Origin of the sequence: Nocardioides segetis, from assembly GCF_051390595.1 — a bacterium.
GTDB lineage: Bacteria > Actinomycetota > Actinomycetes > Propionibacteriales > Nocardioidaceae > Nocardioides.
In genome coordinates, this window is the sequence record NZ_JBNINR010000002.1 from 267,303 (window position 1) to 288,099 (window position 20,797).

Annotated in this window: 24 protein-coding genes; all 24 read right to left on the reverse strand. The window is 70.4% G+C overall.

Annotated features, from left to right (window positions below):
* Positions 1-1,191 (reverse strand): MCE family protein, encoded by a 1,191-nt coding sequence (locus ACPZVR_RS04955; protein WP_436698465.1) that lies wholly within the window; start codon positions 1,189-1,191, stop codon positions 1-3.
* On the reverse strand, positions 1,188-2,246 hold the full coding sequence (locus ACPZVR_RS04960; protein WP_436698466.1) for an MCE family protein: 1,059 nt from the start codon (positions 2,244-2,246) through the stop codon (positions 1,188-1,190). The genes ACPZVR_RS04955 and ACPZVR_RS04960 overlap by 4 nt, the downstream gene beginning before the upstream one ends.
* A complete protein-coding gene (locus ACPZVR_RS04965; protein WP_436698467.1) occupies positions 2,243-3,331 on the reverse strand; it encodes an MCE family protein in 1,089 nt (362 codons plus the stop codon). Before ACPZVR_RS04965 ends, ACPZVR_RS04960 begins: the two co-directional genes overlap by 4 nt.
* The gene (locus tag ACPZVR_RS04970) at positions 3,328-4,500 is read right to left on the reverse strand and encodes an MCE family protein (RefSeq protein ID WP_436698468.1); all 1,173 of its coding nucleotides are present in this window, start codon (positions 4,498-4,500) and stop codon (positions 3,328-3,330) included. Before ACPZVR_RS04970 ends, ACPZVR_RS04965 begins: the two co-directional genes overlap by 4 nt.
* Positions 4,501-5,352 (reverse strand): ABC transporter permease, encoded by an 852-nt coding sequence (locus tag ACPZVR_RS04975; RefSeq protein ID WP_436698469.1) that lies wholly within the window; start codon positions 5,350-5,352, stop codon positions 4,501-4,503.
* 5 nt (positions 5,353-5,357) lie between these two features.
* A complete protein-coding gene (locus ACPZVR_RS04980) occupies positions 5,358-6,155 on the reverse strand; it encodes an MlaE family ABC transporter permease (protein ID WP_436698470.1) in 798 nt (265 codons plus the stop codon).
* Complete coding sequence (locus ACPZVR_RS04985; protein ID WP_436698471.1) at positions 6,152-6,811, reverse strand: Rv1363c family protein; 660 nt, start codon at positions 6,809-6,811, stop codon at positions 6,152-6,154. The genes ACPZVR_RS04980 and ACPZVR_RS04985 overlap by 4 nt, the downstream gene beginning before the upstream one ends.
* Positions 6,812-6,884: 73 nt before the next feature.
* Positions 6,885-7,784 carry an ABC transporter ATP-binding protein gene (locus ACPZVR_RS04990; RefSeq protein ID WP_436698472.1) on the reverse strand — a complete coding sequence of 300 codons (900 nt, stop codon included), beginning with the start codon at positions 7,782-7,784 and terminating at the stop codon, positions 6,885-6,887.
* Positions 7,785-8,200: 416 nt separating this feature from the next.
* On the reverse strand, positions 8,201-8,653 hold the full coding sequence (locus ACPZVR_RS04995; protein WP_436698473.1) for a DUF2550 domain-containing protein: 453 nt from the start codon (positions 8,651-8,653) through the stop codon (positions 8,201-8,203).
* 18 nt (positions 8,654-8,671) lie between these two features.
* Complete coding sequence (locus tag ACPZVR_RS05000) at positions 8,672-9,076, reverse strand: F0F1 ATP synthase subunit epsilon (protein WP_436698474.1); 405 nt, start codon at positions 9,074-9,076, stop codon at positions 8,672-8,674.
* A gap of 2 nt (positions 9,077-9,078) precedes the next feature.
* The gene (gene atpD / locus ACPZVR_RS05005) at positions 9,079-10,533 is read right to left on the reverse strand and encodes a F0F1 ATP synthase subunit beta (protein ID WP_436698475.1); all 1,455 of its coding nucleotides are present in this window, start codon (positions 10,531-10,533) and stop codon (positions 9,079-9,081) included.
* Positions 10,534-10,565: 32 nt separating this feature from the next.
* On the reverse strand, positions 10,566-11,480 hold the full coding sequence (locus ACPZVR_RS05010; protein WP_436698476.1) for a F0F1 ATP synthase subunit gamma: 915 nt from the start codon (positions 11,478-11,480) through the stop codon (positions 10,566-10,568).
* A gap of 3 nt (positions 11,481-11,483) precedes the next feature.
* On the reverse strand, positions 11,484-13,121 hold the full coding sequence (gene atpA / locus ACPZVR_RS05015) for a F0F1 ATP synthase subunit alpha (RefSeq protein WP_436698477.1): 1,638 nt from the start codon (positions 13,119-13,121) through the stop codon (positions 11,484-11,486).
* Positions 13,122-13,170: 49 nt separating this feature from the next.
* Entirely contained in the window at positions 13,171-13,977 is an 807-nt protein-coding gene (locus ACPZVR_RS05020) for a F0F1 ATP synthase subunit delta (RefSeq protein WP_436698478.1), read from the reverse strand.
* A complete protein-coding gene (locus tag ACPZVR_RS05025; RefSeq protein ID WP_436698479.1) occupies positions 13,977-14,540 on the reverse strand; it encodes a F0F1 ATP synthase subunit B in 564 nt (187 codons plus the stop codon). The genes ACPZVR_RS05020 and ACPZVR_RS05025 overlap by 1 nt, the downstream gene beginning before the upstream one ends.
* A gap of 61 nt (positions 14,541-14,601) precedes the next feature.
* A complete protein-coding gene (gene atpE / locus ACPZVR_RS05030) occupies positions 14,602-14,823 on the reverse strand; it encodes an ATP synthase F0 subunit C (RefSeq protein ID WP_028655139.1) in 222 nt (73 codons plus the stop codon).
* A 70-nt stretch (positions 14,824-14,893) separates the two neighbouring features.
* Positions 14,894-15,700: a F0F1 ATP synthase subunit A gene (gene atpB, locus ACPZVR_RS05035; protein WP_436698480.1), complete on the reverse strand. Its 807-nt coding sequence runs from the start codon at positions 15,698-15,700 to the stop codon at positions 14,894-14,896.
* Positions 15,701-15,716: 16 nt separating this feature from the next.
* On the reverse strand, positions 15,717-15,962 hold the full coding sequence (locus tag ACPZVR_RS05040) for a hypothetical protein (protein WP_436698481.1): 246 nt from the start codon (positions 15,960-15,962) through the stop codon (positions 15,717-15,719).
* A gap of 30 nt (positions 15,963-15,992) precedes the next feature.
* Positions 15,993-16,439, reverse strand: coding sequence for a hypothetical protein (locus ACPZVR_RS05045; RefSeq protein ID WP_436698482.1), 447 nt, complete (start codon positions 16,437-16,439; stop codon positions 15,993-15,995).
* A 67-nt stretch (positions 16,440-16,506) separates the two neighbouring features.
* Positions 16,507-17,694, reverse strand: a complete 1,188-nt coding sequence (locus ACPZVR_RS05050; RefSeq protein WP_436698483.1) for a glycosyltransferase family 4 protein — start codon at positions 17,692-17,694, stop codon at positions 16,507-16,509.
* Positions 17,687-18,418, reverse strand: a complete 732-nt coding sequence (locus ACPZVR_RS05055) for an L-threonylcarbamoyladenylate synthase (protein ID WP_436698484.1) — start codon at positions 18,416-18,418, stop codon at positions 17,687-17,689. The genes ACPZVR_RS05050 and ACPZVR_RS05055 overlap by 8 nt, the downstream gene beginning before the upstream one ends.
* Entirely contained in the window at positions 18,415-19,302 is an 888-nt protein-coding gene (gene prmC, locus ACPZVR_RS05060; RefSeq protein WP_436698485.1) for a peptide chain release factor N(5)-glutamine methyltransferase, read from the reverse strand. Before prmC ends, ACPZVR_RS05055 begins: the two co-directional genes overlap by 4 nt.
* An 8-nt stretch (positions 19,303-19,310) precedes the next feature.
* Entirely contained in the window at positions 19,311-20,393 is a 1,083-nt protein-coding gene (gene prfA / locus ACPZVR_RS05065) for a peptide chain release factor 1 (RefSeq protein WP_436698486.1), read from the reverse strand.
* 167 nt (positions 20,394-20,560) lie between these two features.
* Positions 20,561-20,776, reverse strand: coding sequence for a 50S ribosomal protein L31 (gene rpmE / locus ACPZVR_RS05070; protein WP_141003058.1), 216 nt, complete (start codon positions 20,774-20,776; stop codon positions 20,561-20,563).
* Positions 20,777-20,797: the final 21 nt, after the last annotated feature.

The window sequence follows — 20,797 nt, forward strand, 5'->3', positions numbered from 1 at the left end:
TCAGCCTCCCAGTCCCGCGAGCGCCTGCCGGGTCCACGCCCCGGCGTCCGGCGTGCCCTTCGGCTTGCTCAGCTCGTCAAGCCAGCGGTCGGCGCCGCAGGCGACGTCGAGGACGGTGCGGTCGGCCGGGGCGGCGAGTGCCGCCGCCATCAGCCGGAGCAGGCCGTCGCCGCAGACCTCTCCGCGCACCTTCGCGCCCGCCACCGGATCGAACCGGGCCCGGATGGCCTTGCCCTGCGGGGTGTCGACGACCGTGTTGCCGGCGTTGGCCACGGCCAGCGGCAGGTTCCGCATCAGCCGGGTCAGCGCCTTCTGCTGCTTGCCGACCTCGCCCGCGATGCCGGAGAGGCTGGTGATGGTGCCGGCCAGCTGGTCCTTGTTCTCCTTCACGAAGGTGTTGAGCTCGGCCAGCAGGTCCTGCAGGTTCGTGAGCACCGCGGTCACCTGCGGGGCGTCGCCCGCCACGGTGCTGCTCACCGACGCGAGGTTCTCGGCCAGGTTGCGGTACGTCGAGCTCACTCCCGCCGCCGCTGTGCTCAGCTCGCCGAGGTCGGTGAGTCCCTGGGTCAGGGCGTCGCTGTCGGAGGCCGTTGCGTCCAGCGTGGTGCCCAGGTTGTCGACGAGCTCGTGGATCGTCGAGCCCTGCCCACCCATGCTCTCGGCCACCGCGGCCAGCACCCGGGAGAGCGAGCCGTCGGCGTTGGCGCCCTCCGGTCCGAGGGTGCGCGAGAACTCCTCGAGGTTGTCGATGATCTGGTCCACCGACTGCGGCACGACGGTCCGGTCGACCCCGAGCCGGTCGCCGTCGTCGAGGTGCGGGCCTTCCCCGCTGTAGGCCGGAGCCAGCTCGATGAACCTGTCGTTGACGGCGTTCGGTGCCATCAGGAAGGCGCTGACGTCACTGGGGAGTCGGTGGTCACCGCTGACCTCCAGCTCGACCTCGACACCCTTCGGGCCCGGATCGACCCGAGTCACCCGCCCGACCGGGACGCCCAGGATCTTCACGGCGTTGCCCTCGTAGACGCCCGGCGCCTCGGCGAAGGTCGCCGTCACGCGGTAGTCGTCGGGCCCCGAGGCCTGGCGCCAGACCAGGACCACGGCCAGGAGCAGCACCAGCGCGGCCGCCCCGGCGACGAGCAGACCCCGCCCGCGCGGGAGCCTCGGCGGCCTCGGCAGTCGTCGGCGGCTCATGGACGGCACCCCACTCTCGGGTCGTTCGGCGCCGGGTAGGCGCCCGCGTCGGCGCACTGCTGGATGACGGCGTCGGGGATCAGCCCGTTGGGGGCGACGATGTCGACGAACCGCCCGGTGCCGGTGACCCGGGCGATGTTCCTGCTCAGCTGCTCCATCGCCGGGATCGCCCTGCCGAGGCTCTCGTTCTCGGTGGCGAGTGCCCGCGAGATCTGCTCCAGGTTGCGCAGCATCGGGCCGAGCTTGTCGCGGTTGACCTCGAGGATGCCCGCGATCTGCTTGCTGAGGTCGGCGGTGCCGCGCACCAGCCGGACGATCGCGTCGCGGCGCTCGTTGAGCACCGCCGCCAGCGCGTCGCCCTGGGAGACCAGGTTGACGATCACGTCGCTGCGGTCGTTGATGATGGCGATCAGGTCGCTGCCCGACGACACCAGCTCGGAGATCTTGTCGGCGTCCTCGGCGAGGTTGCCGGCAAAGTCGTTGAGCCCGGTGAGCGCCTTGGCCACGGCTTCCGACGACGAGGCGGACAGCGTCTCGGTGAGCACGTCCATGGCTTGCTGAAGCTGCGGGATGTCGGTCTGGTCGAGCTGTCCCGAGACCCGGCCCAGCTCGTTGACCAGGGTCCGGCTGGCGAAGGTGCGCTCGACCGGGATCGGCTTGCTCAGCGCACCCGGTCCCGCCGGCTCGAGCTCGACGAACTGGGCGCCGAGCGGGTTGAGCACCTTGACCCGGGCCGAGGTCTCCTCGCCGAGGTCGACGTCGCTGTCGACCTCGAAGTCGATCCGGACCCGGTCGTCCTCCAGCAGGATGCCGGTGATCTTGCCGACCCGGACACCGCGGACCTGCACGGTCTCCCCGCCGGTCAGGCCGGAGGCGCTGGTGAAGTAGGCGGAGTAGTCGTCCTTGCTGGTGAGGAACGGCAGCCGGGTCAGGTTCAGCCCGAGCAGGACCAGCACCAGCAGCACCGCCGCCGCGATCGCCGCCACCTTGAGCGGGTCCCGGTCCGAGACCCGCCAGTCGTCGAGGTCGAAGTCGCGCCATCGCACGGCTCTCATCGGCACACCTTTCCGACTCGGCCGGGATCGCCGACCTGGCCCGACGGCAGCTCGAGCCCGACGGGATCCTGCGGGGCCGGCAGGCCCGGCACGAGGGAGAGGTTGAGCCGCCCCGTCGCCCGGAGGTCGAGGTTGCAGAGGTAGACCTTCACGAACGAGCCCGAGTCCATGATCCGGTTGAGGTTGTCGACCAGGTCGGGGATGTCGCGCATCAGGTCGACGATCGCGCCGGAGCTCTTGGTCAGCACCGCCGAGGCGTCGGCGACGCCGTCGATGCCCTTGTTGATGGCCTCGGTCGACTCGCGGGTCAGCGCCGACGCGTCCTCCCCGAAGCGGGCCAGACCGTCGATGGTCGAGGCGAGCACCGTGCGCTGGTCGCTCAGGGTGCCCACCACGGAGCCGAAGTCGTCGATCATGCTGCCCAGCGCCTCCCCCTGCTCGTTGACGCTGGTGAGCAGGTCGGCGAGGCTCGTGATGACCGTGGAGATCACCTCCTTGCGTCCGGCGAGGTGGGTGGTGATCGTGCCGACCTGTTCGACCAGGTTGGCCACGGTGCCGGACTCGCCCTGGAAGATGGCGACGATCGAGGCGGTCAGCTGGTTGACCTGTTCGGGGTCCAGCGCGTCGAAGAGCGGCTGGAAACCGTCGAACACCGCGGTGAGGTCGACCGCCGGGAGGCTCTGGGACTCCGGGAGGGTGCCGCCCGGACGCAGCCGCCGCGCGGGCGCGCCGTCCGGCGGCACCAGCGCGAGATAGCGGCTCCCGATCAGGTTCGCGTAGCGGACGGCAGTGCGGGTGTTGGTGTGCAGCGCGTGTCCCCCGCTGACCACGAAGGTGACCTCGACGTCCTCGTCGCGCAGCTCGACGCCGGTCACCTTGCCGACCTCCAGGCCGGCGACCGTGACGTCGTCGCCCGAGCGCAGGCCCGCCGCGTCGGCGAGCCGCGCGTGGTACTCCTCGCCGTTGCGCTGCCCCAGGTCGAGCACCGACATGACCACGAAGACGGTCAGCAGGACCGAGACCGCGACGAAGACCGCGACCGACGCCAGCAGGCGCCCCGCGCGTGCGGGCCGGGTGCTGGTCATGGGGTGCTCCCTTCGGCGGTGCCGTCCGCGGGACGGCGACTGAACGAGCACAGCGGCTCCGGGCAGCGCTGGTACGTGGACGGGTTGGCGAAGCCGGCACGGACCGCCTCGTTGAGCAGGCGGGCGAGCTGGTCGGCGTCGCCGCCGGCGGTCATCGCCAGCACCAGGTCCGCCGGGTTGCGCACCGACAGCGCGGCCATCCGGATGTCGGGCATCCCGTCGGCCAGCGCCGGCGCCCAGGTCGAGGCCCAGCTGTCGATGCCCTTGAGCATCTTGGTGATGACGTCGGGGCCCTGGGACAGCGCCGCCAACAGGGCGACCGCGCCATCCACCGAGTCGGCGTAGGCGTCCATCGTGCTGTTCAGCAGGGCGGCGGAGGTCGTCGACAGCGTGGCGCCGTTGCTCACCAGGGAGCGGAAGGAGTCGGCGTTCTCCCGCACGGTCTTCGCGGTGGTCGACGCGTTCTCGATGAGGGAGAGGAACTCGGGCGTGATCTCGCTGAGGCCGCCCGCGAAGGTGGCCAGCTCGCCGAGGTTCTCGACCAGCGTCGGCCACAGCGGCAGCATGATGCCGAGGTAGTCGTTGGTGGCGACCAGGGTCTCGCCGAGCTCCGTCCCCTGGCCCTGCAGCGCCGTGGCCAGGCCGGACAGCCCGGCGTTCAGCCGGGCGGGGCTGACCTCCTTGAGCACGTCGTTGAGCGCGACGAAGGTGCCCTGGAGCGAGGGGTTGCGCGAGGCGTCGTACGCCGGGACGACGGCATCGTCGGACAGGCCGGCGGGTCCGCCGTCGTCGGTGGCCAGCAGCTGGACGTACTGGTTGCCGAAGATCGAGATCGGCCCGACGGTCGCGACCACGTCGCGCGGCAGCTTGTCCAGCCACTTCCGGTCGATGCGGACCCGGACCTCCGGCAGGGCGCCGGTGCCGTCGCCGGTCCCGCTCCGGGCGCCTTCGACGACGGTGCCGATGCGGACGTCGCGGTAGGTCACCGGGCTGTCGACGGCGACGACCGAGCTGGCCGGCGGGAGCTGGACGCGCAGGACCGGCGCTGCCGAGAACGCCCCGCCGAACTGGGCGAAGACGAGCCCGCCCACCGTCAGCACGACGACCGTGAAGACGACGCCCAGCCGGGCCAGGACCCGGGGGTTGCGGTAGAGGGCGTAGATGTCCATCTAGATCCGCACCCCGGTCGAGGTGCCCCAGAACAGCAGCGTCATCAGCATGTCGGCGACCGCGATCGTCACGATGCTCGCCCGGATCGCACGGCCCGACGCCACGCCCACGCCCTCCGGGCCGCCCTCGGCCGTGAAGCCGTAGAAGCAGTGGATGAAGGTGATCATCAACGCGAGCACCACCACTTTGAGCACGGAGAGGAAGACGTCGCCGGGATCGAGGAAGAGGAAGAAGTAGTGGTCGTAGGTGCCGGTCCCCTGGCCCGCGATGAGCTGGACCGTGAACTTCGAGGCGAAGTAGGCGCCCGAGAGCGTGACCAGGTAGAGCGGAACCACGAAGATGCTGACCGCGATCAGCCGCGTCGTCACGAGGTACTCCATGCTGGAGACCGCCATCGTGTCCATCGCGTCGATCTCGCCGCTGATCCGCATCGCGCCGAGCTGTGCGGTGAAGCGGCAGCCCATCTGGGCAGCCAGGCCGAACGCGGTGATCAGCGGCGCCAGCTCGCGGGTGTTGCCGACCGCGGCGACCAGGCCCGAGAGCGGCGCCAGGCCGACGATGCTGAGGCCCTCCATCCCCTCCAGGCCGAGCTGCACGCCGATCACGGCCGACAGCAGCGCCGAGACGAACACCGTGCTCGCCGCGACCGTGAGCAGGCCCTTGCCGAACGCGATCTCGGCGAGCAGGCGCCATACCTCGTGGCGGTAGCGGCGCAGGGCCATCGGGATGGTGACGACGGCGTGGATGCAGAAGAGCAGCATGGTGCCCTGCCGGCGCAGGTTGCCGGCGAGCGCGCGTACCAGCATCCCGCCCCAGCGTGGTCCGGTGCGCGGCAGCAGTGAGGTCGCCATCGCCCTCACCCGACTCTCGGCGGCGCGGCCAGCAGGAAGATCTGGCTCACGACGAGGTTGATGACGAACAGCAGGACACCGGTGAGCACCACCGAGCGGTTGACCGCGTCGCCGACGCCGGCGGGACCGTGCTGGGCGTTGAGTCCTTGGTACGACGCCACGAGCGCGGCCACCAGGCCGAAGAGTGCGGCCTTGACCGTCGACTCGATCAGGTCGGCGGGCTGGGAGAACGCGCTGAACGAGTGCAGGAAGCCGCCGGCGGTGCTGTTGAGCAGGTAGACCGCCGAGAGGTACCCGCTGATGATGCCGACGAAGGCGACGACCCCGTTGAGCAGGACGCTGACCAGCATGGTGGCGAGGATCCGCGGCGCCACCAGGCGCTCCAGCGGGTCGACCGCCATCACCCGCATGGCCGCGATCTCGCTGCGGATCGCGCGCGAGCCGAGGTCGGCGCAGATGGCCGACCCGCCCGCTCCGGCGAGCACGATGCCGCTGATGATCGGCGCCGCCTGGCGCACGGTGCCGACCGAGTTGACGCCGCCGACCAGGGACGCCGCGCCGACCTGGCTGGTCAGCCCGCCGACGGTCAGCACCAGCACCAGCCCGAACGGGATCGCGATCAAGATGGTGGGGAGCAGCGCCACCGAGGCGAGGAACCTGGTCTGGAGCAGGAACTCCCACCAGGAGAACCGGCGCCGGATCAGGGCCCGCACGGTGACGGTGCACGAGTCCACGAACATCGCGACCATGCCGCCGAAGCTGCGGGCGCTCTCACCGAGCGCCGGGACCGAACCGCCCCTCACAGCAGGTCCACGTTGTCGAGCAGCCAGGTCGCACCATGGCGGACCAGGTGGAGGCGCAGCCGGCTGGCCTGGGTGGTCGCCTCCTCGCTCTGGTTGCTGCTCGCCGACTGGTCGGCGAACACGAGCACGGTGGCCAGGTCGCCGGCGACCTTCTGCACCGCGGCATCGAGCACGCTTCCCGTCGCCGACGCCTCCAGCTGGGTGAACATCGGCGCGAGCGTCTTGTTGGTCTCGGCGAACTTCTGCTGGAAGGCGTCGGTCGTGCCCTGCTCCAGCAGGCGCTGCTGCGCCTCGAGGTCGCGGTAGTCGTAGGTCGTCAGGGCGACCGCCAGGTCCCGGGCCTGCGCGAGCACCGCGGCCCGATCCGCCTGCGCCGCGCTCAGTCGGTCGACCTCGGCACGACTGTCGTCGAGCCGGAACCACAGGAAGCCGACGGCGCCGGCGAGCAGGACGGCCAGCAGGACCAGGGCCAGCAGGGGCGTCCTGCGTCCGAACCGCGAGGCCGTCGGCGGCTCCGCCGGCGGCGGCCCGTCGGCGCCGTCCGGCGCCGCGCCGGCCATGGTCGGCTCAGCGGACGCGTCGGTCTCCTCGGCCGCCTGCTCGGCCGGGGGCTTGCTGGTGACCAGCCGCTTCTTGGTGATGACGCTCGTGGACATGGCTCTCCCTGGGGGTCGACGGAACATCGAAGGAGGCGCTGCGATCAGAGCAGCGCCGAGGTCGGCGCTGCGATCAGGCGGTGTAGAGCTCGGCGGAGAAGTCGGTCTCGGCGTCGACCATCTCGTCCATGCCGATGGGGCCGCGCGCGCGGCCGGCGAAGAACTGCTCCACGATCGGTCGGTCGCTGGCGAGGACCTCGTCGGCCGGCCCGAAGGCGACCAGCTTGGAGCGGAACAGCATGCCGATGTGGTCGGCCGTGCGGCGCACCGAGTCGATGTTGTGGGTGATCACGAAGAAGGTGCACCCGGTCACGGCCTGGACCGACTTCATCAGGTCGTCGAGGTGCGCGACCCGCACCGGGTCGAGTCCGGAGTCGGGCTCGTCGAAGAACACGATCTCCGGGTCCAGGGCGAGCGCCCGAGCGAGGCCCGCCCGCTTCTTCATGCCGCCGGACACCTCACCGGGCATCTTGCCGAGGTGCTTGACCAGACCGACCATGTCGGCCTTGGTGTGCACGATCTCGCGCACCTGCTCCTCGGACAGATCGGTGTGCTCGCGCAGCGGGAAGGCGATGTTGTCGTAGAGGCTGATCGAGCCGAACAGGGCGCCGTCCTGGAAGAGCACGCCGAACTTGCGGCGTACGCGCATCAGGTCGCGATGGCGCATGCCGACGATGGGCTCCCCGTCGACGTAGATCTGGCCCTGCTCGGGCGGGTACATCCCGATGATGGTGTTGAGCAGGACCGACTTGCCGGTGCCCGAGGGACCGAGCACGGAGGTGATCTGTCCGCGGGCCACGTCGAAGCTGACGTCGTCGAGCACCTGCATCGGGCCGAACGACTTGCTGACGCCGCGGAGGGCGATGACGGCGTCGGGGGCGATCCCCGCGGACGACGCCGCGTCGATTTCGGTGTTTCCTGCCGCGGCGTCCGCCGCGGTGTCAATCTGGGTGAGTGATGATCCGGTCGTCACGGACGGGCCCTCCGGTGTGCAGGTTATGCACGGCTCGCCGCGGGGCTCCTGCTTCCCCGCACGGGCCGTGCCTTCGCCGCTCGCTCTCCCGTTCGAACGGCGAGTGCAACTGCCAGTTGTAACAAGCTGTTACACATCGGCTCCACCTCACACCAGCGAGGGCCACGTGTCAAGGGTCACAGCAGCGCGATATCAGAAAGGGCACCACAACTTGTCATCCGAGCGCCAGTTTCCCGCTCAGACATGAATCAGTGTCCGGTTTCTGTCTGCCTCGAGGACACGCGCGGATGCCGCCGATCTCGTTTCTCGCGCGCTGTCCTACGCCGTCCGCAGGACTACCCGCCACTTGTCGGCAGCATCGGCCCGAAAGCGGTATTGGGCGCCGACCACCGACAGGCAGTCGGGCGGGCGGCGTGTTACAAGCCCTTCGACCGGTTCCAATCGGTGCCGGGAGGCTGAGCCTCGAGCCAGGCCTGGAAGCCGGTGAGCGACGAGACGCTCATCGCGAGCTCGACGAGCCCGTCGGGTGACTGGCACCGGATGACCAGATGGTCGGGATACAACGACGCGTGCTCGGTGCCGACCGGCTCGCGCCGCCCGTCGTACGACAGCTCGTCACGACGCCACGAGCGCCGCGGCCGGCGCGACAGGGTGAACACCCGGAACCACTCCAGCCGCTCCCCCGAGTAGCGCCCCAGGCCGAGCACCCAACCGCGCTCGGGCGTGGAGTCACGCAGCCGATGGCTCAGCTCGAAGGTGCCGCCGTCCCGGGAGAGCAGACGGCGCCGGACGATGAGTCCGGCGCCGTACAGCACACACAGGAGCAGGAGCGCGCCAGAGATGTCGAGCAGCCACTCCCACCATGCCATCTGCGTATCAGTGGCCTTCTACGCGACCATCTCCGCGGCGCGGATCCGCGCCTCGGCGTGCCGGACCCGCTGCTCCGCCTCGTTGCTCGAGTCGAGCAGGCGCTTGGCCTCCTCGAGGTCGATGCGGGCCTGGGACACCTCGATGTCCTCGGCACGCTCGACGCGCTCGGCCAGGATCGAGACCCGGTCGCCCGCCACCGAGAGGAAGCCGCCGTCGACGGCCACCACGACAAGCTGGTTCTTGTCAGCGACCTGGATCTCGACCACCGAGGCCGAGAGCAACGACAGCGTCGGCGCGTGACCGCGCAGCACGCCGATGTCGCCCTCGACCGTGCGCGCGATGATCATCGCCGCCTCACCGGACCACACGGTCCGGTCGGCAGCGACGAGCTCGACGTGCAGGTGCTCGACCGTGTCCGCCATGATCAGAGGCTCTTCTGGATCTCGGCCCAGTTGCGCTCGACGTCGTCGAGACCGCCGCACATGAAGAACGCCTGCTCGGCCACGTGGTCGTACTCACCGTCGGCGATCTTGTTGAACGCCTCGATGGTGTCGGCCACGGGAACGGTCGAGCCCTCGATGCCGGTGAACTGCTTGGCGACGTAGGTGTTCTGCGACAGGAACCGCTGGATACGACGCGCACGGGAGACGATGATCTTGTCTTCCTCGGAGAGCTCGTCGACACCGAGGATCGCGATGATGTCCTGGAGCTCCTTGTTGCGCTGCAGGATCTGCTTGACGCGGATCGCGCAGTCGTAGTGAGCCTGACCGATGTACTGCGGGTCGAGGATCCGCGACGTCGAGGTGAGCGGGTCCACGGCCGGGTAGATGCCGAGCGAGGCGATCTCACGCGAGAGCTCGGTCGTCGCGTCGAGGTGCGCGAAGGTCGTCGCCGGTGCCGGGTCGGTGTAGTCGTCCGCGGGGACGTAGATCGCCTGCATCGAGGTGATCGAGCGACCGCGCGTCGAGGTGATCCGCTCCTGGAGCACACCCATCTCGTCGGCGAGGTTCGGCTGGTAGCCCACCGCGGACGGCATGCGGCCGAGCAGCGTGGACACCTCGGAACCGGCCTGGGTGAACCGGAAGATGTTGTCGATGAACAGCAGCACGTCCTGGTTCTGGACGTCGCGGAAGTACTCCGCCATGGTCAGCGCGGAGAGCGCGACGCGCAGACGCGTGCCCGGCGGCTCGTCCATCTGGCCGAAGACCAGGGCGACCTTGTCGAAGACGCCCGCGTCCTTCATCTCCTCGATGAGGTCGTTGCCCTCACGGGTGCGCTCGCCGACACCGGCGAACACCGACACACCACCGTGGTTCTTGGCGACACGCGCGATCATCTCCTGGATGAGCACGGTCTTGCCGACGCCGGCACCGCCGAACAGGCCGATCTTTCCACCCGTGACGTACGGCGTGAGCAGGTCGATGACCTTGATGCCGGTCTCGAACATCTGGGTCTTCGACTCCAGCTGGTCGAACGCCGGCGCCTTGCGGTGGATGCCCCAGCGCTCGTTGACCTCCACGCGCTCGCCCTCGGCGAGGTTGAGGAAGTCGCCGGTGGCGTTGAAGACCTTGCCGAGCGTGACGTCGCCGACGGGGACGGAGATCGGGCCGCCGGTGTCGGTGACCGCCTGGCCACGGACCAGGCCGTCGGTCGGCTTCAGCGAGATGGCGCGGACCATGCCGTCGCCGATGTGCTGGGCCACCTCGAGCGGCAGCACCGAGCTCTCGCCGTCGAGGGTGATCTCGGCCTCGAGCTTGTTGTAGATGTCGGGCATCGCGTCGGTCGGGAACTCGATGTCGACGACCGGGCCGATGACCCGAGCGATCCGGCCCACCGAGGCCGCACCGCTGGCGGTGGTCTCTTCAACCGTTGCAGTCATGTCTTACTCCGTTGGGTGTTTTCTCTGGTGGGTCAGTCGTTCGCGGCCTGCGCGTCGGCGAGCGCGTTCACGCCGCCGACGATCTCGCTGATCTCCTGGGTGATGCCCGCCTGGCGTGCCTGGTTGGCAACCCGGGTGAGCTTCTTGATCAGCTCCTCCGCGTTGTCCGTCGCGGACTTCATGGCCTTCTGGCGGGCGGCGAGCTCGGAGGCCGCGGCCTGCAGGAGGGCGTAGAAGATGCGGCTCTGGACGTACTGCGGCAGCAGACCGTCGAGCACCTGGGCGGCCGACGGCTCGAACTCGTAGAGCGGCAGCAGCTCGTCGGGCTCGGGAGCCTCCTCGCCCTCGACGACCTCGAGCGGCAGCAGCCGGATCGCGGTCGGCTCCTGGGTGAGCATCGAGCGGAAGCGGGTGTAGACGACGTGGACCTCGTCCACGTCACCCTCCTCCCCCTGCTCCTTGAGGAACGCCTCGATCAGCGCCGCGCCGATCTCGGCCGCCTTGTCGTAGGTCGGCTGGTCGGAGAAGCCGGTCCAGGCCTGGACGAAGGGACGCTGGCGGAACTTGAAGTAGGCCTCCGCCTTGCGCCCGGCGAGGTAGAAGTCGAGCTCCTTGCCCTCGGCACGCAGCCGCTCGGCGAGGCGCTCGGTCTCCTTGATGACGCTCGAGGAGTAGGCGCCCGCGAGGCCACGGTCGCTGGTGATGACCAGCACGGCGGCGCGCTTGGGGTTCTCCTCCTCCCGCGTCAGCGGGTGGTCGACGTTGGAGAACGTCGCCACCGCCGACACGGCACGGGTCAGCTCCCGGGCGTACGGCGCTGCCGCCGCGGCCCGCTGCTGCGCCTTGATGATCCGGGACGCAGCGATGAGCTCCATGGCGCGCGTGATCTTCTTCATCGACTCCGTCGACTTGATCCGCGCGCGGTACTCACGCAGCGATACGGCCATGCGTCAGCCCCGCTTCTGCTTGACGATCTGCTCCTGCTCGAGCTCGTCGTCGGCGAGCGCCTCGGCCTCGGGCTCGTGCCCGACCTTGATGCTGCCACCCTCGGAGGTCTCGAACTGGCTCAGGAAGGAGTCGTAGGCGGCGGCCAGGCCGTCCTCGTCCTCGAACTTCTGCGTCTCGCGGATCGCGGCCAGCAGGCCGTCGTGCGAGCGGCGCAGGTAGTCGAGGAACTCGCTCTCGAAGCGGAGCACGTCACCGGTGTCGACGGCGTCGAGGCGACCGGAGGTGCCGAGCCACAGCGAGACGGTCATCTCCTCGAGCGGGTACGGCGAGTAGGCCGGCTGCTTGAGGAGGGCCATCAGGCGCTGGCCACGGGCGAGCTGCTGCTTCGAGGCGGCGTCGAGGTCGGAGGCGAACATCGCGAAGGCCTCCATCGCGCGGTACTGCGCGAGGTCGACCTTGAGCGAGCCGGTGACGGCCTTCATCGCCTTCGTCATCGCGGCTCCACCCACCCGGGAGACCGAGATGCCGACGTCGATCGCGGGGCGCTGGTTGGCCGCGAACAGGTCCGACTGCAAGAAGATCTGGCCGTCGGTGATCGAGATGACGTTGGTCGGGATGAACGCCGAGACGTCGTTGGCCTTGGTCTCGATGATCGGCAGACCGGTCATCGAGCCGGCGCCCAGCTCGTCGGACAGCTTCGCGCAGCGCTCCAGCAGGCGGGAGTGCAGGTAGAAGACGTCGCCGGGGTACGCCTCGCGGCCCGGCGGGCGGCGCAGCAGCAGCGACACGGCGCGGTAGGCCTCGGCCTGCTTGGTCAGGTCGTCGAACACGATGAGGACGTGCTTGCCCTGGTACATCCAGTGCTGGCCGATGGCCGAGCCGGTGTAGGGGGCGAGGTACTTGAAGCCCGCGCTGTCCGACGCCGGGGCGGCCACGATGGTGGTGTACTCGAGCGCGCCGGCCTCCTCGAGGGCGCCACGCACGGAGGCGATGGTCGAGCCCTTCTGGCCGATGGCGACGTAGATGCAGCGGACCTGCTTCGACGGGTCGCCGGACTCCCAGTTCTGCTTCTGGTTGATGATCGTGTCGATCGCGACCGTGGTCTTGCCGGTGGCGCGGTCGCCGATGATCAGCTGGCGCTGGCCACGGCCGATCGGGGTCATCGAGTCGATGGCCTTGATGCCGGTCGCGAGCGGCTCGTGGACCGACTTGCGCATCATCACGCCGGGGGCCTGGAGCTCGAGCGCACGACGACCCTCGGTGGCGATGTCGCCGAGACCGTCGATCGGCTTGCCGAGCGGGTCGACGACGCGGCCGAGGTAGCCCTCGCCGACGGGGACCGAGAGGATCTCGCCGGTCCGGCGGACCGTCTGGCCCTCCTCGATCTTGTCGAAGTCACCGAGGATGACGACACCGATCTCGCGGTCCTCGAGGTTCAGCGCCAGGCCGAGCGTGCCGTCCTCGAACTCGAGGAGCTCGTTGGCCATGGCCGACGGGAGGCCCGCCACGCGGGCGATGCCGTCAGCGGCGGAGGCGACGGTGCCGACCTCTTCCTTGCTGGCGGCCGCGGGCTGGAAGTCCGCGACGTACTTGGCGAGGGCGTCGCGGATCTCGTCCGGACGGATGGAGAGTTCCGTCATCTCAGGTGCCTTCTCTCTTCTCTGCTGCTCTGAGTCTGGTGGGTGCCGGTCAGCCGGCGATCTTGCGGCGAGCGTCGTCCAGGCGGCTGAGGACCGTGCCGTCGATGACGTCGTCACCGATCTCGATCCTGATGCCACCCAGGACCTCGGCGTCGACGACGATGTTCAGGTGCACCGGGCGGCCGTACTGGCGCGTCAGTGCGGAGGCGAGGCGCTGCTGGTCGGCCTCGGCGAGCGGGCGGGCGACGTGCACCGTGGCCACGCCCTCCCCCTGCACCTGGGCCGCGGTGCGCTCGTAGTCCTCGAGCGCCGCGACGACGGTCCGGTAGGAGCCGGACAGGGCCTGCTTGACCAGCTGACCGGTCGCCGGGAGCACCTTGCCGCTGAGCAGGCTGTCGACCAAGGCGGCCTTGTCGGCGACCGAGCGGACCGGGTCGGAGAGTGCGTTGCGCAGGTCGCTGTGGCCGGTCACCAGCTGGCGCACGGCGAACAGCTCGTCGATCAGCCGGGCCGCCTCGAGCCCCGCGGACCGGACCGCGGCGACGACCCCGAGCTGCTCCAGGGCGTCGGCGAGGTCGCGGGTGCGGGTCCAGCGCCGACCCGCCGCGTCACGCAGCAGGCCGAGGGTGGCCGCGTCGACCTTGCCCGCGAAGAGGTCGCCGACCAGGCCAGAGCGAGCCTCGGCCGGGACGGACTGGTCGGTGACGACCCGGCGCAGCGAGGCCTCGCCGCGCACCGTGCCGGCGGCGGCGAACAGGTCGCCGGCCACCGCCGAGGCCGACGCCTCGGCCACCCCACCGACCTGGTCGGTGAGGGCGGCCATGGCGTCTGCGGAGGCGCCACGGAAGGAGACCATCAGGCGTCCTTGCCCGCGTCGGAGGCGTCGACCGTCTCGAGGTCGGCGAGGAAGCGCTCGATGACCCGCGCCTGACGCGCGTCGTCCTCGAGCGACTCGCCCACGATGCGGCCGGCGAGGCCGGTCGCGAGGGTGCCGACCTCGGCCCGGAGCGAGGTGACCGCCTGCTGGCGCTCGGCCTCGATCTGGGCCTTGCCGTGCTCGACGATGCGGGCGGACTCGGCCTGGGCCTGCTCCCGCATCTCGGCCACGATCGCGGCACCCTGCTCACGCGCCTCCTCGCGGATGCGCGCGGCCTCGTGACGGGCGTCGGCCAGCTGCTGCTCGAGCTCGGCCAACTTGGCATCCGCCTCGGCCTGCTTCGTCTCGGCCGCGGCGATGCCGCCCTCGATCGCCTGGGAGCGCTCGGCGAACGTCTTCTCGAAGTTCGGGACGACGAACTTCTTGATGGCGAAGAAGAGGATGCCGAACACCACGAGGGCGAGCGCCACCTCCTCCCACAGCGGGAGGAGCGGGTTGTGCTCCTCCCCCTCCGCGGCGGCGAGGATCACCAGTGATTTCATGGACCTGACCTATCTGGGTCGAGCTTGGGTTCGGTGCTCAGCGACCGTCGGAAGACGATCGTCACTCAGTGCTGGAGCCGGTGAGAACGAAGGCGAGGGCGATACCGATGATGGCGAGCGCCTCGGCGAGCGCGAAGCCGAGGATCGCGATCGACTGGAGGCGGCTCTGCGCCTCGGGCTGGCGGGCGACGCCGTTGATGTACGCGGCGAAGATGAGACCGATGCCGATACCCGGGCCGATGGCGGCCAGGCCGTAACCGATCATGTTGAGAGAGCCACCCATGGCTACTTTCCTTTCGGGTTGTTTTCTCGTGCGAGAACTGTGGGTTGTGGTCGGGGGTCGTGCTGGCGGATCAGTGCTCGTCGGCGAGCGCGCCCTGGATGTACATCGCGTTCAGCAGGACGAAGACGTAGGCCTGCAGGAACTGCACCAGGAGCTCGAGGAAGCCCACCAGGATGGCGAGGACCCACGCGAGCGGGCCGGCGACGTAGCCGATGCCCCCGACGTGCTCGATGAGGTAAAGCCCACCGGTGGCGAACAGGACGATCAGGATGTGGCCGGCGAACAGGTTGCAGAACAGACGCAGCGCCAGCGTGACGGGACGGACCAGGATGTTGGAGAAGAACTCCAGCGGCACGAGCAGCGGGTACATCGCCGGGCTCACGCCGGACGGGACGCTCTGCAGCTTGAGGTAGCCGAGCACTCCGTGCTTCTTCATCCCGACGCCGTTGTAGATCAGCCAGGACAGACCGGCGAGGGCGTAGGCCATGCCCGCGCGGCTGAAGGTCGGGAACTGGATGAACGGGATGCTGGCGAACAGGTTGTTCACCAGGATGAAGAAGAACAGGGTCACCAGGTAGGGGACGAACTTCTGGAAGTCGTGGCTGCCGATGATGTCGCGGGCGACGCTGTTGCGGACGAAGCCGTAGGCGCCCTCGCCGGCGAACTGGAGCTTGCCGGGGACCAACGCGCGCTGCTTCGCAGCCATGTAGAGGAACGTGAACACCAAGGCGGCGGCGAGCACGAGCTGCAGCATCGGCTTGGTCACCCCGAGACTGCCGATCTCGAAGACCGGCGGCAGGTCGAAGATGCTCGGCCCGGGAGCGTGGAATCCCTCCCCACCCTCGGCGGCGATGGTCGCGCTGGCTGCGATGGTCACCAGGTCTCCTCTGCGTTCACTGCTCGGTCGAACTGTCGGGCTTGGGTCGGTCGGGCGGATCTCCCGGCTCCTGACGGAACCGTGCGGCGGTCATATAGATCCCCAGGGCGGCACCCGCGAGAATCCCGACCGCGACCAGGAACCGGGTGCCGAGCCACTGGTCCGCGAGCCATCCGAGCAGCCCGTAGAACGCGACCCCGGCGGTGATGTAGCCGAACGCATGCCACGGATCGCCCTTGGGCTTCTCCTCGGGCTGACTCATTGCGCCCCGGACAATAGCAGTCGCGCAGGGTCATCGCGCACCGCCCTCGGACGGGGTGGTCGGAGGGCTCTCGAACGCGGGGATCCGGGCCGTCGTGGCCAGCCGGACCTGCACGGCCATCCAGACGAACGCACCGAGGATGATCGCCCCGCCGAGCCAGTTGCGCTCGAGCTCGTCGTCGAGCAGGCCCGAGCGATTGACGGCGACGAACACCAGCGCCATCGCGACCACCTGGAAGGTGTAGGTGACCATCGCGAACAACAGGGAGGCGGCCGGCATCAGGCGGGAGACGAGCTCCACGGCGAAGGACCCGAAGGCGAAGACGCCCACGGCCACCGCACCGCCGACCGCGGCCCCGAGCGCAGCGGACCCGCCGCCCGCGAAGGCGGCGACGACCACGAGGAGCACCGCCGCGGCAGTGGCCGCCACGGCCGCGCGCACCACCACTCGGTGGGTCCGGGTCTCGGTCGTCATCATCGGCGGCCGTCCTGCTCGGGTGCGGGGGCGGTCCCGGGAGGCGTGCTCCGGGAGTTCGTGAAAGTTATCACAAAGTCCCGGAGGGCTCCGAATCGGGGGCGGCCGCGACGTCGTCCGGCGACGGGTCCGCGACAGCCGCCTCGTTGGGGTCGTGGACGTGGGGCAGCGCGAAGGTGAGGCCGACGGTGAGGAGCAGTCCGACCCCGAGGCCGGCCCACACCACGGGACCGGTGAACACGCTGGCCAGGACGACGCCGAAGGCGATCAGCCCCGCCCACATCCACATGATGATGACGGCGCGGCGGTGGGAGTGCCCGATCTCGAGCAGGCGGTGGTGCAGGTGCTGCTTGTCGGGCGCGAACGGCGAGCGACCCGCCCGCGTGCGTCGTACGACGGCCAGGACCAGGTCGGCCAGCGGCACGATCAGGATCAGGATCGGCAGCGCGAAGGGCAGGAAGACGGGCAGCAGGCTCGCCCGGGCGCCGTCCGCGCCCTCGACGAGGTCGCCCGGCGGGAACTGGGTCGTGATCGTGATCGCCGTGGCCGACAGGACCAGTCCGATCAGCATCGACCCGCTGTCGCCCATGAAGAGCCGGGCGGGATGGAAGTTGTGGATCAGGAAGCCCGCGCAGGCCCCGGTCAGCGCCGCGGCGAGCATCGCGCCCGTCGTGGCCAGGGTGAGGTCGTTGAGATAGGCCAGCGCATAGCAGAACAGGAAGAACGCGGCGGCGCTGATGCCGATGACGCCGGCGGCGAGCCCGTCGAGACCGTCGATGAAGTTGACCGCGTTGACGGTCGCGAGGACCACGAAGGCGGTCAACAGGGCGCCTTGGCTGGTGTCGAGCGCGAAGACCTCGCCGGTCGACTGGTAGAAGTACCTGAACTGGATGCCGGCGTAGACGAGCACGCCCACCGCGAGCACCTGACCGCCGAACTTGGTGAGGGCGTCGAGGTCCAGGATGTCGTCGACCACGCCGACCGCGCACACCAGCGTGCCCGCCACCAGCACCGGCAGGGCGTCGCTCGCGAACGGGTTGCGGGTGCTGAGGAACGGCAGCTGCTGGGCGACGACGTAGGCGGCCCACAGCCCACCGAGCATGGCGATGCCGCCGAGGTAGGGGATCGGCTCCGCGTGGACGTCGCGGTCGCGGACCTTGGCGACCGCCCCGGTGCGGATCGCGATCTCCCGGGCGACGACCGTCAGCAGGTGCGTGACGATCGCGGCGACGAGGAAGACGACGAGGTACTCACGCATCGGCGGCCCCGGCCTGCTCCTCCGGCTCCTTCCGCGGCTCCTCCGGCGACTCCCCCGCCGGCTCGGGCTCGACCTCGACGCTGACGCCGAGGTCGGCGAGCGCGGCGTCGAGGTCCGCGACCGGGATGGCGCCGAGGCGCAGCAGTCGCGGCCGGTCGGTGGTGGCGTCGATGATCGTCGAGGCCACCCCGCCCGGCGAGACGCCCGCGTCGACGACGACCGCCACCGACTCGCCCAGCATCTCCGTCGCGGCGTCCGCGTCGAGCGCCGGCGGCCGGCCGGAGAGGTTCGCCGAGCTCACCGCGAGCGGACCGGTGCGGTCCAACAGCGCACGGGCCACCTCGTGATCGGGCATCCGGACGGCGACGGTGCCCCGGGTCTCCCCCAGGTCCCACTGCAGCGACGGCTGCTGGTGGCACACGATCGTCAGCGCACCCGGCCAGAAGCGCTCCACCAGCGGGGCGACGTACGGCGGGACCCGGGTCGCGAGCGCCTCCAGCGTGCCCTTCGTGCCGACCAGCACCGGCGGCGGCATCTCCCGGCCGCGACCCTTCGCGGCCAGCAGCCGGGCCACGGCGTCCGGGTCGAACGCATCGGCGCCGACGCCGTAGACGGTGTCCGTGGGCAGCACGACCAGGCGGCCCAGGCGCACGGCACGGCCGGCCGCGTCCAGCGCGGCCTCGCGCTCCTCGTCGGTCTCGGTCGGGAACCGCTCGGCACTCACGCGCTCCATCCTCCCACCGAGTCGATGCCGGAGTGTGGGCGGCGTGCCGTGGTGAACCGCGGTCGGCCGGCGAGGTCGCGATGGTCGCGGACCTCCTCCCAGCGAGCGCCGTCGCTGAAGACCGCCGGCGCCGACGCACCCTGGACGTCGGCATGCTCGACTCCGACCACGCCCCCGGGCTTGAGCAGGACCAGGCCCCGACGCGCGATCACACGGATCGCATCGAGCCCGTCGTCACCGGAGAACAGCGCCAGGTGGGGGTCGTGGTCGCGCGCCTCGACGGCCACCGACTCCCAGGCCTCCAGCGGCACGTAGGGCGGGTTGCTGACCAGCACGTCGACCTCCCCGGCGAGCTCGTCGAACGCCGTCGCGAGGTCGCCCAGGCGCAGCTCCACCCCGGTCCCGGCGAGATTGCGCTCGGCCCAGGCGTGCGCCGGTGGGTCGAGCTCGACCGCGAACACCCGCGCCCCCGGCACCTCGTCGGCGATGCTCTTCGCGATCACGCCGGAGCCCGTGCACAGGTCGACGACCACCGGCGTCCTCCCCGCGGCGGCGAGCGCGGCAGCCTGCTCGATCGCCCAGCCGGCGAGCAGCTCGGTCTCCGGGCGCGGCACGAAGACCCCGGGGCCCACGGCGACCTCGACGTGGCGGAACCAGGCCGCTCCGAGCAGGTGCTGGAGCGGCTCCCGCGCGGCGCGGCGGGCCAGCAGGGCGTCGTACCTCCGGCGCTGGTCGGGTGCGACCTCGGAGACGAGGGCGAGCTGTCCCCGCGTGGTGCCCAGGACGTGGGCGAGCAGCTCGCCGGCGTCGTGCTCGGGGCTGGCCACGCCCGCGCTGCGGAGCCTGTCGGCGGCCTCGCGGAGCAGCAGCCTGGGCTCGCTCATCGGGAGCCTCAGTCCTCGAGGGCGGCGAGGCGGGCGGCGAGGTCGGCCTCGACGCACGCGTCCAGGACCGGCTGCAGGTCGCCGTCGAGGACCTGATCGAGGTTGTAGGCCTTGTAGCCGGTGCGGTGGTCGGAGATCCGGTTCTCGGGGAAGTTGTAGGTGCGGATCCGCTCGGAGCGGTCGACGGTGCGGACCTGACTGCGCCGCGCGTCGCTGGCCTCGGCGTCGGCGGCCTCCTGGGCGGCCTGCAGCAGCCGCGCGCGCAGGATGCGCAGCGCCTGCTCCTTGTTCTGCAGCTGCGACTTCTCGTTCTGGCAGCTCACCACGATCCCGGTCGGCACATGGGTGATCCGCACGGCCGAGTCGGTCGTGTTGACGCTCTGCCCGCCGGGCCCCGACGAGCGGAAGACGTCGATGCGCAGGTCGTTGTCGTTGATCTCGACGTCGACCTGCTCGGCCTCGGGCATGACGAGGACGCCCGCGGCGCTGGTGTGGATCCGGCCCTGCGACTCGGTGACCGGCACCCGTTGCACACGGTGGACGCCGCCCTCGAACTTCAGCAGCGCGTACGGCGTCTGCCCGGGCCCCGACGTCGCGCTCGCGCCGGGCGCCTTGACCGCGACGGTGACCGACTTGTAGCCGCCCAGGTCCGACTCGGTGGCGTCGAGGATCTCCGTCTTCCAGCCGCGCCGCTCGGCGTAGCGGCTGTACATCCGCAGCAGGTCGCCCGCGAACAGCGCGCTCTCCTCGCCGCCCTCCCCCGACTTGACCTCGAGCAGGACGTCCTTGTCGTCGGCCGGGTCGCGCGGGACCAGCAGCCGGCGCAACCGCTCGGCGGCCTCCTCGCGCTGCGCGAGCAGACCGTCGACCTCGGCCGCGAACGCGGGGTCGTCGGCGGCGAGCTCCCGCGCGGCGTCGGCGTCCTCGCCGTACCGCCGCCACTCGCGCCAGGTCGCGATCACCGCGTCGAGCTCGGCGTAGCGACGGTTGACCGTGCGAGCCAGCCGGGCGTCGGCATGCGTCTCGGGAAGCGCCAGCTTCGCCTCGAGCTCGGCGTGCTCGGCGAGCATGCCCTCGACGGCTTCGAACACGTGGACTCCTTCGGCTGGGCGGTGCAGGAATCGCCGGTCGACCGGCGATTCCTGCGCTTGTCGGGCATTGCAACGCCCGACAAGTGCAGGAAATGCCCGTCAAGCGGCCGCGACAAAGCGAAGCGCCGGCCATCCGCTCAAGGCGGACGGCCGGCGCTCGGAGGCAGCTACTTCTTGGCGGCCTTGGCGTAGCGGGCCTCGAAGCGGGCGACGCGGCCGCCGGTGTCGAGGATCTTCTGCTTGCCGGTGTAGAACGGGTGGCACTGCGAGCACACGTCGGCGTGGATCGTGCCGGAGGTCGCGGTGCTGCGGGTCGTGAAGCTGGCGCCACAGGTGCAGGTCACCTGGGTCACGACGTACTCGGGGTGGATGTCCTTCTTCATGGTGTCCTCTCACGGGTCCGG

What these genes read in the sequence shown, in the direction of transcription:
- ACPZVR_RS04955 (WP_436698465.1), bottom strand. Translation starts at nt 1,191, where the DNA reads ATGAGCCGCCGACGACTGCCGAGGCCGCCGAGGCTCCCGCGCGGGCGG.
- ACPZVR_RS04960 (WP_436698466.1), bottom strand. Translation starts at nt 2,246, where the DNA reads ATGAGAGCCGTGCGATGGCGCGACTTCGACCTCGACGACTGGCGGGTC.
- ACPZVR_RS04965 (WP_436698467.1), bottom strand. Translation starts at nt 3,331, where the DNA reads ATGACCAGCACCCGGCCCGCACGCGCGGGGCGCCTGCTGGCGTCGGTC.
- ACPZVR_RS04970 (WP_436698468.1), bottom strand. Translation starts at nt 4,500, where the DNA reads ATGGACATCTACGCCCTCTACCGCAACCCCCGGGTCCTGGCCCGGCTG.
- ACPZVR_RS04975 (WP_436698469.1), bottom strand. Translation starts at nt 5,352, where the DNA reads ATGGCGACCTCACTGCTGCCGCGCACCGGACCACGCTGGGGCGGGATG.
- ACPZVR_RS04985 (WP_436698471.1), bottom strand. Translation starts at nt 6,811, where the DNA reads ATGTCCACGAGCGTCATCACCAAGAAGCGGCTGGTCACCAGCAAGCCC.
- ACPZVR_RS04995 (WP_436698473.1), bottom strand. Translation starts at nt 8,653, where the DNA reads ATGGCATGGTGGGAGTGGCTGCTCGACATCTCTGGCGCGCTCCTGCTC.
- ACPZVR_RS05000 (WP_436698474.1), bottom strand. Translation starts at nt 9,076, where the DNA reads ATGGCGGACACGGTCGAGCACCTGCACGTCGAGCTCGTCGCTGCCGAC.
- atpD (WP_436698475.1), bottom strand. Translation starts at nt 10,533, where the DNA reads ATGACTGCAACGGTTGAAGAGACCACCGCCAGCGGTGCGGCCTCGGTG.
- ACPZVR_RS05010 (WP_436698476.1), bottom strand. Translation starts at nt 11,480, where the DNA reads ATGGCCGTATCGCTGCGTGAGTACCGCGCGCGGATCAAGTCGACGGAG.
- atpA (WP_436698477.1), bottom strand. Translation starts at nt 13,121, where the DNA reads ATGACGGAACTCTCCATCCGTCCGGACGAGATCCGCGACGCCCTCGCC.
- ACPZVR_RS05020 (WP_436698478.1), bottom strand. Translation starts at nt 13,977, where the DNA reads ATGGTCTCCTTCCGTGGCGCCTCCGCAGACGCCATGGCCGCCCTCACC.
- ACPZVR_RS05025 (WP_436698479.1), bottom strand. Translation starts at nt 14,540, where the DNA reads ATGAAATCACTGGTGATCCTCGCCGCCGCGGAGGGGGAGGAGCACAAC.
- atpE (WP_028655139.1), bottom strand. Translation starts at nt 14,823, where the DNA reads ATGGGTGGCTCTCTCAACATGATCGGTTACGGCCTGGCCGCCATCGGC.
- ACPZVR_RS05040 (WP_436698481.1), bottom strand. Translation starts at nt 15,962, where the DNA reads ATGAGTCAGCCCGAGGAGAAGCCCAAGGGCGATCCGTGGCATGCGTTC.
- ACPZVR_RS05045 (WP_436698482.1), bottom strand. Translation starts at nt 16,439, where the DNA reads ATGATGACGACCGAGACCCGGACCCACCGAGTGGTGGTGCGCGCGGCC.
- ACPZVR_RS05050 (WP_436698483.1), bottom strand. Translation starts at nt 17,694, where the DNA reads ATGCGTGAGTACCTCGTCGTCTTCCTCGTCGCCGCGATCGTCACGCAC.
- prmC (WP_436698485.1), bottom strand. Translation starts at nt 19,302, where the DNA reads ATGAGCGAGCCCAGGCTGCTGCTCCGCGAGGCCGCCGACAGGCTCCGC.
- rpmE (WP_141003058.1), bottom strand. Translation starts at nt 20,776, where the DNA reads ATGAAGAAGGACATCCACCCCGAGTACGTCGTGACCCAGGTGACCTGC.